This is a genomic window from Photobacterium kagoshimensis, assembly GCF_050337045.1.
Classification (GTDB): Bacteria; Pseudomonadota; Gammaproteobacteria; order Enterobacterales; family Vibrionaceae; genus Photobacterium; species Photobacterium kagoshimensis.
Window position 1 is genome coordinate 84546 of sequence record NZ_JAKJSO010000008.1, and the last position, 14703, is coordinate 99248.

Here is a 14703-nt window from a genome sequence, read left to right on the forward strand (position 1 = left end):
TCTAGCGGCTAAAGAGGGAGTAAGCCATGGAAAATAAACTCGCGTTTTATAATCGTTTAACAAAACAAGCTGTCGCTATCATCGAAGATGAGACAGATGTTATCGCTAACCTTTCTAATATTAGTGCGTTACTCAACATGGAGTTAGAGGATATTAATTGGGTAGGCTTTTATTTGTTAAAAGGTGAGCAGTTAGTATTAGGCCCCTTTCAAGGTAAAGTTGCGTGTGTACGTATACCTGTAGGCCGAGGTGTGTGTGGTACAGCTATTTTAGAAGATAGTGTTCAGCGAATTGAAGATGTACATCAGTTTGAAGGGCATATTGCATGTGATGCAGCGAGTAATTCTGAAATTGTGATCCCATTCCGAATTGGTGGCGAATTGTACGGCGTGCTCGATATTGATAGCCCAAGCTTGTCAAGATTTGACCAATTTGATGAAGAGGGTCTTATTTCTTTCATTAAAGCGCTACAAAAACACCTCTAATTTCATGCTTTCGGTGGTTTTTCAACGCTAGGTAACTATAATAGCGCAAACTATTTCTTTTTGAACAAAGCACTAACAGCGAGATGGTCTCGCTTTATGTCAGGAAAATCCATGGAAAACTCTGAAAAGTTAACGAACAGTAAAGAAGTAATTGCATACATTGCTGAGCGTTTCCCAAAATGTTTCTCTGTTGAAGGTGAAGCTAAGCCACTTAAGATTGGTATCTTTCAAGATTTAGCTGCGCGTCTAAGTGACGACCCTAAAGTAAGTAAAACATTATTACGTACAGCACTTCGTCAATACACTTCTTCCTGGCGTTACCTTCATGGTGCAAAAGCTGGCGCAAACCGCGTAGACCTAGATGGCAACGCATGCGGTGAGCTAGAGCAAGAGCATATTGACCATGCACAAAAAGCGCTAGAAGAAAGCAAAGCAAAAGTACGTGCTCGTCGTAAAGAGCAAGCAGTAGCGAAAGCAGCTGCAGCTAAAGAAGGTGAAGCTAAAGCGAAAAAAAATCGCACTAATTCAGCTAAACCAAAGAACGCTAAGCAAAAAACGACTAAGCTAGATAAAAAGCCTGTTGAAACAACCCGTGCTCTAAACGCTGACGAAGTTAAAGTTGGCAAAGATGTAAATGTGAACATGGGTACCGGCAACATGCCGGCAACTATCGTTGAAATCAATAAGGACGATGTGCGTGTACGTTTGAGTAATGGTCTAACTATGGCTGTTAAAGCGGAGCACCTGCGTTCGTAAAGGAGAATGCTCGACGTATGAAATGTCGATTCCGTTTCTCACTGATCGCTGCCGGCATGATGCTGGCAGCATCAGCGCAAGCCCTAGAGGCTAAATACTCATTAAGTGACTTGCCGCAGTTAACTGCTGAAAAACAACATGCAACAGCTAGTAAGCGTATTGCATCGCGTTTTACACGCTCGCACTATAAGCAATTTGCACTTGATGACCAATTCTCAGCTAGCATGTTTGACCGCTATGTCAAAATGTTGGACTTCAACCGCAGTTTCCTAACTCAATCAGACATTCATTCGTTTGATAAATGGGAAGATCAATTTGATGACCAACTCAAGTCGGGCGACTCATCAGCTGCTTTCGATATTTTCAATAAAACACTTCAACGTCGATTCGATCGTTATCAATACGCGTTGTCTTTGCTAGATAAAGAAATCACTTTTGATGCAGATGAAAGCATCGTAATTGATCGTTCTGAATTAGCGTGGGCAAAAGATCGTAATGAGCTGAACGAAATTTGGCGTAAGCGTGTTAAATACGATGCATTGAATCTAAAACTTGCAGGTAAAGAGTGGAAAGAGATCAAAGAGACATTAGGAAAGCGTTATAACAACGCCCTTAAGCGTCTAACACAATCGCATAGCGAAGATGTGTTTCAGATCTACATGAATGCTTTTGCCCGTGAGGTTGATCCACATACTAGCTATTTATCACCACGTAATGCTGAACAATTCCAATCTGAAATGAACCTTTCTCTAGAGGGTATCGGTGCGGTATTGCAAGTTGTGGATGACTATACTGTGATCCGTTCATTGGTTGCTGGTGGCCCTGCTTCTTCATCTAAGCAGCTTACTGCTGGTGATCGCATCATAGGTGTTGGTCAGGAAGGTAAAGATATTGTCGATGTTATCGGCTGGCGTCTTGATGACGTTGTTCAGTTAATCAAAGGGCCGAAGGGCAGTAAGGTTATTCTGGAAATCTTGCCTGAAAGTAAGAATGCGAAAAGTTATGACGTGACTATCACTCGTGACAAAATTCGTTTAGAAGATCGTGCGGTTAAATCAGAAGTTAAAGTCAAAGGCGGTAAGAAAATTGGTGTGATTGAAGTACCAAGTTTCTACGTTGGCTTGTCTGAAGATACTAAGAAAGAGCTTGCGTCACTCAACCAACAGCAAGTTGACGGTGTTGTTATTGATTTACGAAACAACGGTGGTGGTGCGCTAACAGAGGCAACTGCTCTAACAGGTTTGTTTATTAATAGTGGCCCTGTTGTACAGGTTCGTGACAGTTACGGTCGTGTTAAAGTTAATGGTGATTCAGACGATCGCGTTTATTTCGATGGCCCATTAACGGTATTAGTGAATCGCTACAGTGCGTCAGCATCCGAGATTTTTGCTGCGGCAATGCAAGACTATGGTCGTGCCGTGGTGCTGGGTGAACAATCATTTGGTAAAGGTACAGTGCAACAGCACCGTTCACTGAACCATATTTATGATTTGTTTGATAAGCCACTTGGCCATGTTCAGTACACGATCCAGAAGTTCTACCGTATTAACGGTGGTAGTACGCAAAATTTAGGTGTTGTTCCTGATATTAGTTTCCCTACGGCGATCGATCCTGCTGATACAGGTGAGAGTGTCGAAGATAACGCATTACCATGGGATAGCATTAAGCCAGCGGGTTACCAGAAAGTTGATAATTTCTCCGCGGTATTACCGTCTTTAGCGACTAAGCATGAAGCCCGTATTCAGAAAGATATGGAATTTGGTTTCATCCTTGATGACATTTCGAAGTATCAAGCCGAGAAAGACATTAAGACAATCTCGCTGAATGAAAAGGCGCGTATTGCCGAGCAAGATAAAGATGATCATGATCGTTTGGCGCGTTTGAATGAACGCCAGAAAGTAATGGGTAAAAAGCCTTTTGCTTCACTGGATGATGTGCCAAAAGATTACGAAGCACCCGATGCGTACTTAGATGAAGCTGTGGCGATTACAGTGGATTTAACCAATACGCAAAGCTAACGTTATCTTTTTAAATAATAAGGCGGCCTTGATAGCAATATCAGGGCCGTTTTTTTATGCTTATTCAGCCGCGCAAATTTGTATCAGTGATGAGATAACCTAAACTAAAGTGTGATTTATCTCGAAATTTCATGTTGGTTCTAACAATCAGGACTAGGGTTTTAATAGGCGTTCATTTCGTGAGGTCGTGCTATGAAAACATTACTGGTCACTTTAGCATTATTCATCAGTTCTTGGAGTTTCCAAGCAACGGCGGAAAAGCTAACTGAGTTCGACTACCCATTATTGCTCGGTGATTGGTACTGGTTTAGCACAAATGATGAAGGTATAGAAAGTGAAGGCGAAAACTATACCGCCATGAATATTAAATTTACGTCTAACTATGATTTTGTGGTTCGCTTACTGCGCGCTGATGGCTCGGTTGATCAGTGGAAAGGTCAATACGATGTAGACGAAACAAACATAACATTTCGTTCAAGCGATCAACCTGAGCAACTGCATTCGTATATGCTCAGTTATAATCAATTTGTGCTCGATGGTGCTAGGTTCACTAAATTAGCGCCAGAGAATTTACCGGGGCAGTGGCATGCTTCTCGTATCTCAGGCAGTGATGTGGATGAACATATCACGGGATTATCAATTTTATTGCGCCCTGACTTTTTATTCTCGGTTGAAGTAAAAGGTACTGATGGCAAGATGAAAGAGCACCGTGGTATTTACTACATAGAAGACAATAATATCGTCCTGCTTTATGAAGATGGACAACATGAAAGTCAGTACGAACTTGGTGCAGATAATACGCTAACACTCAGCAATAAACAGTTTGGAATGGAAGCCATTATGCAGCGAGAATATTGATTCTATTATTGATATCTCAATCTTGAGTACCAAGTAGCAGAATACTTCGCCAAACAGCCAAACAGCCAAACAGCCAAACAGCCAAACACCGAGCTCATTATGTCTCGGTGTTTTTGATCCTCTCGAACAAAGATGATTATGCTCACCATTGAATAGTTCTGACCGCACTAGATATTGTTGATGCATAGATGCGCAGTTCCGTCTATATCGTTGACGAATATTAGCTAGATTTAGCCTTTTGTTTACAATTTATTTGTTTTATACCAATTGTGTGACTATTTTTGTTTTGTAGAAGATAAATTGTCGACAATATCCCTTTTCTTACTCGACGTGTGATTAAGCCTAAGTTGTATTTGTAATAAGGACTGCAGCTGCAATGGACATAGTAAAAGAGCTAACTAAGTCAGAGGATCTGACAGAGCGCTTGATAGAAGCCATTGTGAATGGTAGCTACCCAGCAGGCAGTAAAATTGCGGAGTCTGATTTGGCCAATACCTTTGGGGTAAGCCGAGGACCATTACGAGAAGCCTTAATGCGAGTTGAGGCATTAAGGCTGATTGAGCGTGCTCCGCACGTAGGGGCTCGCATTGTTGAACTCAGCCAAGAAAAGCTTATTGAAATTTATGCAGTACGTGAAGCATTAGAAGGGATGGCAGCAAGCTTAGCCTGTGTACATATTTCTGATCAAGAAATTGAGGGGCTGCAACATCTCTTAAATACCCACCACCAGTATATTGAAAAGGTTGAAGGCGCATCTTATTTCCACCAGCAGGGTGATTTCGATTTTCATTATCGCATTATAAAAGCCAGCAAAAATTCCAAGCTGATAAGCCTGCTGTGCGATGAGCTTTATCATTTATTGCGCATGTACCGCTACCAATCGCCACGCGCACATTCACGTCCTAGCCAAGCCCTGAGTGAGCATGCTCAGATCCTCGCTGCAATCAAAGAACGCGATGGCGAACTAGCCGAAATGTTAATGCGCCGCCACATTATGCGAAGTCGACAGTTGATAGAGCAACAATTAGAAACTATGTGATGACAAGGAGATAGCATCATGACACCCGGAAAGCGATTTCGACAGGCAGTAGCGACTCATCATCCGCTTCAAATTGTAGGGGCAATCAATCCGTATTGCGCCATGATGGCAGAACAAGTGGGGCATCACGTTATTTACCTGTCGGGTGGTGGCATTGCTAATGCGTCCTACGGCTTGCCTGATTTGGGGATCACCACCTTGAATGATGTGCTTGAAGATGTGCGTAGGGTGACGGCTGCCTCGTCATTGCCGCTGTTAGTCGATATAGATACGGGGTTTGGTGGGGCTTTTAATATTGCACGTACTATTCGAGAAGTTGAAAAAGCAGGGGCGGCAGCGGTACATATTGAAGACCAAGTGGCGCAAAAACGCTGCGGTCATCGGCCTAATAAAGCCATTGTGAGCCAGCAAGAGATGGTCGATAGGATCAAAGCTTGTGTCGACGCAAAAACAGACAGTGATTTTGTTGTAATGGCACGAACAGATGCCTTAGCAGTTGAAGGGATGGATGCTGCCATTGAACGCGCTGTAGCCTGTGTTGAAGCGGGAGCAGACATGATTTTCCCTGAAGCGATAAACACGTTAGATCAATATAAACAGTTTTCCTCGGCCATTGATGTGCCAATTTTGGCCAATATTACCGAGTTTGGTCAGACGCCATTATTCTCAGCTGAAGAATTGGCAGAAAGTGGCGTTGACATGGTGTTGTACCCGCTTAGTGCGTTTCGTGCCATGAACCAAGCCGCACTTAATGTCTATCAGCATCTAAAAGATGACGGTCATCAGCGTCAGGTTGTTGATGCAATGCAAACCCGAGAAGCGCTCTATCAATTCTTAGGTTATCACCAGTATGAAGAAACGCTCGATAAGTTATTCTCAAAAAAATAGCCTAGAAAAAAGGGCTGAAAGTCAGTCATTAATTCGTTCTTTAATTTCATTTGTGCAGTGAAATTTATGTATTCATAACGTAATCGACAAAAGGAGTTTGCTATGCCAACGCTCGCCGTAGCTGATATAGAAAAGGACAGTAGTCACGTTAGTGGTGCAGGACTGCGTGGTCAAAGTGCGGGAACAACATCATTATGTACAGTGGGTAAGACGGGAACTGGCCTGACATATCGTGGTTACGATATTACGGATCTTGCACACCACGCTGAATTTGAAGAAGTCGCGTATTTATTATTGAAAGGGAAATTACCGAATCAGCAAGAGCTGGATGAGTATAAGCAGACGTTGATTGCCAAGCGTGGCTTACCAGATGCGCTCAAGTTAGTCTTAGAGGCCATACCCGCCACGGCACACCCTATGGATGTGATGCGTACGGGCTGTTCTATGTTAGGTAACTTGGACCAAGAAACCGACTTTAGTCAACAGCAAGATAAAACAGAGACCTTGTTGGCGATGCTTCCTGCCATTATTTGTTATTGGTATCGCTTCAGTCATGATGGTGTTCGCATAGACACGGCATCAGCGAAAGAGCCCTGTATTGGTGGGTATTTTCTTGAAATGTTGACAGATAAAAAACCGCTGGCAATGCACAAACAAGTGATGCATTGCTCGCTTGTTTTGTATGCTGAACACGAATTTAATGCATCAACATTTGCAGGGCGTGTTTGTGCCTCGACTTTATCCGATCTTCATTCATGTGTGACAGCAGCCATTGGTACCTTACGTGGCCCATTACATGGTGGTGCCAATGAAGCGGCAATGGCAATGATTCAACAATGGCGCACTCCAGATGAAGCCGAACAAGGCATCATGTTTTTGCTTGATGGAAAAGATAAAGTCATGGGGTTTGGACATGCAATTTACCGCGAATCCGACCCACGTAATGCACTCATTAAAGAATGGTCACGCAAGCTAGCGAAAGATGCGAAAGATCCGCAGTTATTCGATATTTCTGTACGCGTTGAAGAAGTGCTAAAGCGTGAAAAAGACTTGTTCGCCAACGCCGACTTTTTCCATGCTTCTGCTTACCATTTCATGGGGATCCCCACTAAGTTGTTTACGCCGATTTTTGTCATGAGCCGAGTCACTGGCTGGGCTGCGCATATCTTTGAACAACGAGAGCATAACCGAATCATTCGCCCAAGTGCGGATTACGTTGGTCCAGAGCATCAAGATTGGTTACCCATTGAAGAGCGTGATTAAACGCAATAGAGCAATTTGGCAAAACTAAAGGATTAGACAGGACTTAGCATGAGCATGAATGTAGATATAAACGAACGCCCCGCACCTGATGCACTGTTGGTGAAAATTGCGGATTATGTAGCGAACAGTGAGATCCACTCTAGCGAGGCGTACAACACAGCACGTAACTGCCTGATGGATACCTTAGGTTGTGGCTTATTAGCGTTGCGCTTTCCCGAATGTACTAAACATTTAGGCCCAATTGTACCGGGCACTACTGTCCGCCATGGTGCGCGTGTGCCGGGAACCTCACATGAACTTGACCCAGTAATGGCGGCATTTAATATCGGCTGTATTATCCGCTGGCTAGACTATAACGATACATGGTTAGCCGCAGAGTGGGGGCACCCTTCAGATAATCTTGGAGGGATCCTTGCGACTGCCGATTACTTGAGCCGCGTGGCAGTTGCAGAGGGTAAAGCGCCACTTACTATGCGCGATGTACTTACTGCTATGATCAAAGCCCATGAAATTCAAGGAGTGCTGGCATTAGAGAACAGCTATAACCGCGTGGGGCTGGATCATGTGTTATTAGTACGTGTTGCCTCTACGGCGGTTGTCACGAAAATGCTCGGTGGAAGTCGTGATCAAATTATCGATGCTGTTTCGCAAGCTTGGGTCGATGGATGCTCACTGCGTACCTATCGCCATGCGCCTAATGCGGGGTCACGTAAATCATGGGCGGCAGGTGATGCAACTTCACGCGCTGTTCGACTTGCCATGATCACCATGAAAGGCGAGATGGGTCTACCGTCGGTATTAAGCGCACCGCAGTGGGGCTTTTACGATGTTCAGTTTAAAGGTGAGCAATTTAAAGTTAATCAGCCGTTTGATAGCTATGTAATGGAAAACGTGTTGTTTAAGATTTCTTTCCCTGCTGAGTTTCATGCACAAACGGCGGTTGAGTGCGCGGTGATACTACATCAACAAGTGAAAGATCGCCTTGATGATATTGAACGAATAGAAATTACTACGCATGAATCTGCTATTCGTATTATTTCCAAAGTCGGTGACTTGGCCAATCCCGCCGATCGTGACCACTGTCTGCAATACATGATTGCAGTCCCATTGATTCATGGCGATTTAATGGCTGAACATTATGAAGATGATTTTCATCGCGATGATCCCCGCATTGATATGTTGCGTGGAAAAATGCAGGTGAAGGAAGACAAGCGCTACAGCGCAGAATACCTTGAAGACGATAAACGCTCGATTGCTAATGCGATCCAAGTCTTTTTTACGGATGGAAGCTCTACCGAGAAAGTCGCCGTTGAATATCCAATAGGGCATCGCCGTCGTCGTCAAGAAGGTATTCCCGTATTGGAACGTAAATTTATCCGAAATTTACAAACACGCTTTCCCGCATCAACTTGCCAATCTATTTTCGAATTATGCAGTGACCAAGCCAAGTTAGAGTCGACTCCTGTCAACGAGTTCATGGCAATGTTCGCTATTAATTAGAGGGATAAAGCTTGGTCGATTGTAGCTGCTTCTAGCGGTATAAACAGGCGTGAAAAGGTTAGTGATAAGAGTAATAACAGCAGCGCTGGCAAATTATGCGCTTGGTGTATAGAGGTTTGATGTAAAAATGTCCAGTCTATTAGGCTGGGCATTGAGGGTGAAACTAAAGATAAAAGAGGCTATTTCTTCTCTGCCGGAAGCGGTTGTCCTTGCTGGATGCGTTCAAGCAGCTCTTCACTGGTAATCTCATGGCTGTGTTTAGCTATCACATCTAGCCATTTAAAGAGCTGACGTTGATGTTCGGACTCACAGTATTCGTCATGGCCTTGCTCTATTTGTTCATCTGTATATTCATTTTTATACTTTTCTGGATTGAAGCCAAAAACGAGGCATTGGATATTGTAGTAACGCTGAGCATCTAGGCTGTGTTCATCCCAAAAATGACCATCTTCGAATACTTCTGTTTTTTCATCACTGATCGCAAACCAATCTGCGGCATTTAACACTATGTCTTCGCCATTGTCGTTGAAATAAAGTAAGAGAAGGGTAGCCAGGTTATCGACAGCATCTTCCTCTTTGCCCAAAACGACAATCTGGTAGTGGTTTAAATAAGCATGCCCATATTCATGGAATAAAATGAATTGAAGCGCATCCAGTGTTGCTTGATCTACGCTTCTACCTGTTTTCTCGTAATTATCTTCACTAAAAAGGGTATAGAGCTCGGTGGCAAATTCATAGGGCATTTGGATTGTATTTATTTCAGGGTCGAATAATGGCCCATCAATTTTATTTGCCCACACTATCTTTAAGTCACCGTTAATCGGTGCTAGCCAGTTAAAAAACGCCGCTATTTCGTTCGAAACTTGTTTTATCTCTGTTAATAAATCACTCGGAATAGTGCCATCTTCAGCCTTAAAAGTGACAGTTGTTTCTGCTACTGCTATGCATGGTAGTAGTAACACAGAAAAAAATACTGATTTAAGCCAGCGTCTTGTGCTTTGCATTCTCTATCCTTCATGTGAATGTTTTTATCATTAAAAAGATATTTACAACATAAATTTTCGCAGAAAAGTGCTGATAAAACGACATCATATGATAAATATGTGCAATAAATGCACTATGGGTATAGAGTGCCGTTTGACTGCCTGTAGCTTTGCAACGCACTATAATGTGCGCTATGTCAATAAAGTTAATATTCAACTGCGTGCTATTAAGTATGGTGATATACAATTGAGAGGTAATCCGTGTTTACCTATTCAAAATAGGTGGTTAATGACCGCCAAGAGTTTTTATTGATGGATATAAAACCGAAGCATTTAATACAAACAATCATTCCACTGATTGTTGTCGTGTTCTTATCGTTGTCTTATGTCGGATATTCTGATCTTAGAGTGAGCCGAGCTGCGGCCTACCAACAAGCAAAAGATAATGTCTCATTCGCTAATGAATATTTGAAAATTCACTTTAATTCCGTTGAAAATCACTTGTATTTATTAGGCCAAATATTAGTTCGTGATATTGCAATTGATGAATATATTGCTATGGGTGATGCGCTTATAGCTAATCAAAAAAAGCTATCCGAAGTTGGGCTGTATTCTCAAGGAAGCTATTACGGCACACATGGTGTTGAAGCACATAATGTTGCAAGTAAAATGGAAAATCGGCCTTGGTATAATCCAAATAGTAAGGTAGGTGAAAGTTATATATCACCTATTTATATGAGTCGTACAACGGATAAATGGAGCGTAACAGTTGTAAAAGTTATAGAAATGGCAAATAAGCAATTGGCTTATATATTATTAGAAACAGATGTTACTGAATTATATAAACAATTGGCATTGCTTAAGACCATGAAAAATGGCTATGTATATGTTGTCGATGGGAATAGCCGTCAAATTATTATGCATCCAGACCATTCTCGTATTGGTAGCTTATCCGTTAGCGTCGAGCCTGAACTGCTTCAGAGTATTCAGAAGGGGGAAACACAAGGGGAAATAGATGGCTATATGTACAAGATGCGGTGGAAATTTAGTGTTTACGACGCAGATAATGCATTTGGTTGGATTTTATTATCGGGCACTATTACGCAAGATATAACTTCACAAGCGTTTAACTTAGGTGCAGTTAGCATTACATTGTTTTGTGTTATCGGTATCATGGTGCTTATTAATTTAATTTCTAAGCGTGTACATAATAATGGTCGATTATTAACAGAAGTCGATGGGCTGGTGGCATTAGACCAAAGGTTAAATGCCATGATTAAAGATCTTGTCCCTTGTGAAAGTGTTATTTTGTTTACCTACAATGAAGATCACCAAGAATATGTGGATGTGCACAGAAGGTATACTTTTTCTCAGGAAATTGTTGAGCGATTCCTGACTCTAGATAAACGTCAAAGTATGCGTGTTTCCGTTTCGAATAGAAATGACCTCATTGCACGGCATATATCGCCAACTCGTGCAGTATTTCGAGTGCCTCTCATCATTAATGAGCAGTTACAAGGCATAGTGTATTTGTTAGGCACACCAGCAGTGTTACCTTGGTTTGTTAATATTTACCGTATCTATGCTCAGGGTGCCTTAAACCATGTGCTACTAAGGCAGCGAATTAAAGATAAAGATCAAATGACTAACTTGATGAATAAAAACTATTTACGCTCTCATATTCAACAAGTGCTAATGAAAAATCAAACTGGTTATTATTTGGCGATGTTAGATATTGATGATTTTAAAATGATTAATGATGGCTTGGGGCACTTATTTGGTGATCAAGTTATCTTATCTGTTGGAGAAAAGTTAAAAGAGGTTATGCCGGATCAGGCAATTATTGCCCGTTATGGTGGTGATGAGTTTTCGATTATGTTTATGGCAGAATCGAGTATTGCTGCGGACAGTAAATTACAAGTATTGCGGCGAGCGTTAAGCCAGTCACAGGTTCATTTTAATGGAAAAAAAGCAAGTTACACTGTAAGTGTCGGTTTTGCTGAGGTACAGGGAGAGCTAGACAGTGTTATCTCCCTTGCTGATAATGCTTTATACAAAGCAAAGAAAAATAAACCCTCAAAAGTATGCTTGCATGACATGGGGTACGGCCCGTGCCGTTATTACCAATGTGATGATGATGTGAATGTGACGAGCCCTAAAACGGGTGAGTGTCGGCCTTGTGGTAATACTGTGGGTTCAGAGCATGCTGGCAGTATAAACGTAGAGGTAGTTTAAGCTTGTTAAGACTAGACGCCTATTGTATGTCCGATGAGCATTTGCTCTAGGCGTCTAGTGTGAAATACCGTGATATGACTAACTGCGATGCACGATCTGGGCGCCTCAGTTTGTTATTTCATTTAACACTGGTGTTAATAAGGGTTTTGGCTTTTTTATCAGTGGGGTGGTTAGATAAGTGCCTAGATAGGCCTTAGCTGCTCGTTTGGCTTCATTAGCCATGCTTGTGGTAATAAAGCCATACTTCATTTGTGATAGAGTGAAAATAACATCTACTATTTCAACCCAGATATGGAAAATGTCGGAATGGTTATCAATTTGTGGCAATTCAAAAAAACTATCTAGGATAAAATAAATTTTTGCAGAAATGATCAGATCGTTATTTCGATCTTTTTGTTTTATTGCAGGCGAGGTTTTCCCAGAGATAATCAGCTGTCTTGCTGCCTTTTCATGTTCATAGAAAACAATCGACCGTTCGATAAGAATATCGACAATATCTTGCCATTGCTCTATGTCACCATATGCGGGCAATACCGATAATATATTGAGTAGCTCTTCACCGTAGTCCTGGGCGACGTCTGCGTATATATCATCAATATTAGCGTAAAAATGGTAGGCAGAGCTTTTTGGTACATTCGCACGTGACGCAATATCTGCAAATGTCACATTAGAAATATCCATTTCGACAAGCAATTCACGAGTTGCTGCTTTAAGTTGCTCTCTACGTTTTATACCTCTTGCTTGCATATATTCCCTTATAACTTGCGTTGCGACTTCATTCTTTGTTGTCACTATATCGTATGGATCTCATTGGTACAGCAGTAAATGCTAGGCTTGTGATAGAAAAGCCCATATGTCTAGGGATACAGCTTTGCATAGAAGCAAACGACAAACTCAGTCATTAGCTAAAGTTATCGTTTTCATTACATTGATTTAATTAACTTTTTTACTAGCATACAAAGATTGTTTACTATTTTGCCATTATGCAATCTTATTTGTATGGATGTGATCCAGATCACTGGTAACAATTTGAAACATCAACATGAATCACTTTATTACTTTTAATTTGCAGGTCTAATGCTCGCTCATATCATAGTAGACTAGAGGTTAAGGCTGCAATGTCTAATAAAGTTAGTATTTTTGACCAACCAAAGCCATTTAAGATGATATTTTTTATCGAGCTATGGGAGCGTTTTGGTTATTACGGTTTGCAAGGCATTCTTGCTGTTTATTTTGTAGAGCAACTTGGTTTCACACAACAAGATTCATTTGTCACTTTTGGTGCGTTTGCTGCGTTAGTCTATGGTTTAGTTTCTGTCGGCGGGTACGTTGGTGACCATATACTTGGCACAAAACGTACTATGGTGTTTGGTGCCATAGTCCTTGCTGTGGGTTATTTCTTAATGGGGTTCTCTATTCTTGAACCTACATTTATTTATTACGCTCTTGGCGCAATTGCGGTAGGTAATGGTTTATTCAAAGCGAACCCATCAAGCCTACTTGCTAAGTGTTATGAAGAGGGCGATAGTCGTTTAGATGGCGCATTCACTCTTTACTATATGTCGATTAATATTGGCTCATTAGTTTCACTTTCTCTGAGCCCAGTGATTGCAGCAAGCTACGGTTATGCAACGGCATTTGTTATTTGTGGTTTTGGCTTAATCGCAAGCTTGTTGAGTTATGTTGTTCTTCGCAAAACGGTGAATGGTATAGGTTCTGAGCCAGATTCAGCGCCTATGAATGTTAAGCATTTAGGCATGGTTGCGGCAGGTACGCTTGTTTCAATCTTCATTTGTGCATGGTTACTGCAAAATATTTTCATGGCGAACCTAGTACTAGGTCTTATTGGTGTGGGTGTTGTTAGCATCTTCATGAAAGAGACGTTCAAACTGACAGGTGCGGCGCGTAAGAAAATGATTGTTGCATTTGTACTCATGCTACAAGCGATCGTGTTCTACGTTCTTTATGCACAAATGCCAACGTCGCTGAACTTCTTCGCTATTTATAACGTGCGTACTGAGTTCTTTGGTTTCAACATTAACCCCGTGAGCCTGCAAGCATTGAACCCATTCTGGGTTGTACTATGTAGCCCAATTCTTGCTTACCTATACACTTACTACGGAAGCCGCGGTCGTGATTTATCTATGCCGGGTAAATTCACAGTGGGTATGTTTATGTGTGCATTTGGCTTCTTATCTGTTGCTGCTGCGGGCCTATGGTTTGCAGACCAAACGGGTATGGTCTCTGTTGGCTGGATGGTACTGGTTTACTTATTCCAAAGTTTGGGTGAGCTATTAATCAGTGGTCTTGGTCTTGCGATGGTAGCAAGCTTAGTACCGCAACGTTTGATGGGCTTTACCATGGGCGCTTGGTTCCTGACACAAGCCGCTTCGTTCATTATTGGTGGCTATGTAGCAACCTTTAGTGCGGCACCTGAAAACGTAACAGATCCGCTACAAACCTTGCCATTGTATACCGAGGTGTTTCAAAATATCGGTTTAGTAACGCTTGCCGTTGCAGTTGTTATGGCGCTGGCTTCACCAATGTTGACGCGTATGATGTCTGCTGAAGATGAAGAGCATGAGGCCGAGTTAGTAACAAACTAGTACTAATCTAGCTTAACACTTGCTTACCCAGATCTGTCTAACCTGAAAATTTGGCTAGGCAGTAATAAAAAC

12 protein-coding genes are annotated in these 14703 nt (G+C 42.0%); 10 read left to right on the top strand and 2 right to left on the bottom strand.

All coding sequences use genetic code 11. The features are described from left to right. The first annotated feature begins 26 nt into the window (after positions 1 to 26). The 8 genes from L4C35_RS00900 to L4C35_RS00935 all read left to right on the top strand — a co-directional run bounded on the left by L4C35_RS00900 (position 27) and on the right by L4C35_RS00935 (position 8807). Positions 27 to 485 (top strand): GAF domain-containing protein, encoded by a 459-nt coding sequence (locus L4C35_RS00900; protein ID WP_428461113.1) that lies wholly within the window; start codon positions 27 to 29, stop codon positions 483 to 485. Positions 486 to 596: 111 nt separating this feature from the next. Then, positions 597 to 1241, top strand: coding sequence for an RNA chaperone ProQ (gene proQ / locus L4C35_RS00905; RefSeq protein ID WP_048898594.1), 645 nt, complete (start codon positions 597 to 599; stop codon positions 1239 to 1241). Positions 1242 to 1258: 17 nt separating this feature from the next. After that, complete coding sequence (gene prc, locus L4C35_RS00910) at positions 1259 to 3259, top strand: carboxy terminal-processing peptidase (RefSeq protein ID WP_428461114.1); 2001 nt, start codon at positions 1259 to 1261, stop codon at positions 3257 to 3259. A 192-nt stretch (positions 3260 to 3451) separates the two neighbouring features. Next, entirely contained in the window at positions 3452 to 4117 is a 666-nt protein-coding gene (locus tag L4C35_RS00915; protein WP_428461115.1) for a lipocalin-like domain-containing protein, read from the top strand. A 376-nt stretch (positions 4118 to 4493) separates the two neighbouring features. Beyond that, entirely contained in the window at positions 4494 to 5156 is a 663-nt protein-coding gene (locus tag L4C35_RS00920; RefSeq protein WP_428461116.1) for a GntR family transcriptional regulator, read from the top strand. Between the two features lie 18 nt (positions 5157 to 5174). Continuing rightward, entirely contained in the window at positions 5175 to 6044 is an 870-nt protein-coding gene (prpB, locus tag L4C35_RS00925) for a methylisocitrate lyase (RefSeq protein ID WP_428461117.1), read from the top strand. A gap of 102 nt (positions 6045 to 6146) precedes the next feature. Beyond that, positions 6147 to 7307, top strand: a complete 1161-nt coding sequence (gene prpC / locus L4C35_RS00930) for a bifunctional 2-methylcitrate synthase/citrate synthase (RefSeq protein WP_428461118.1) — start codon at positions 6147 to 6149, stop codon at positions 7305 to 7307. Between the two features lie 48 nt (positions 7308 to 7355). After that, positions 7356 to 8807 carry a bifunctional 2-methylcitrate dehydratase/aconitate hydratase gene (locus L4C35_RS00935; protein ID WP_428461119.1) on the top strand — a complete coding sequence of 484 codons (1452 nt, stop codon included), beginning with the start codon at positions 7356 to 7358 and terminating at the stop codon, positions 8805 to 8807. Positions 8808 to 8986: 179 nt separating this feature from the next. Here L4C35_RS00935 and L4C35_RS00940 read toward each other — a convergent pair whose 3' ends face one another. Continuing rightward, positions 8987 to 9811, bottom strand: a complete 825-nt coding sequence (locus tag L4C35_RS00940) for a DUF4344 domain-containing metallopeptidase (protein WP_428461120.1) — start codon at positions 9809 to 9811, stop codon at positions 8987 to 8989. Positions 9812 to 10102: 291 nt separating this feature from the next. On the opposite strand from L4C35_RS00940, the gene L4C35_RS00945 reads away from it, so the two are divergent. Further along, entirely contained in the window at positions 10103 to 12025 is a 1923-nt protein-coding gene (locus L4C35_RS00945) for a sensor domain-containing diguanylate cyclase (RefSeq protein WP_428461121.1), read from the top strand. Between the two features lie 105 nt (positions 12026 to 12130). Here the strand turns inward: L4C35_RS00945 and L4C35_RS00950 are convergent, their stop codons facing one another. After that, a complete protein-coding gene (locus L4C35_RS00950) occupies positions 12131 to 12772 on the bottom strand; it encodes a TetR/AcrR family transcriptional regulator (RefSeq protein ID WP_428461122.1) in 642 nt (213 codons plus the stop codon). 371 nt (positions 12773 to 13143) lie between these two features. Here L4C35_RS00950 and L4C35_RS00955 point away from each other — a divergent pair, with 371 nt between their 5' ends. Continuing rightward, entirely contained in the window at positions 13144 to 14631 is a 1488-nt protein-coding gene (locus L4C35_RS00955) for an oligopeptide:H+ symporter (protein ID WP_428461123.1), read from the top strand. Positions 14632 to 14703 lie beyond the last annotated feature (72 nt).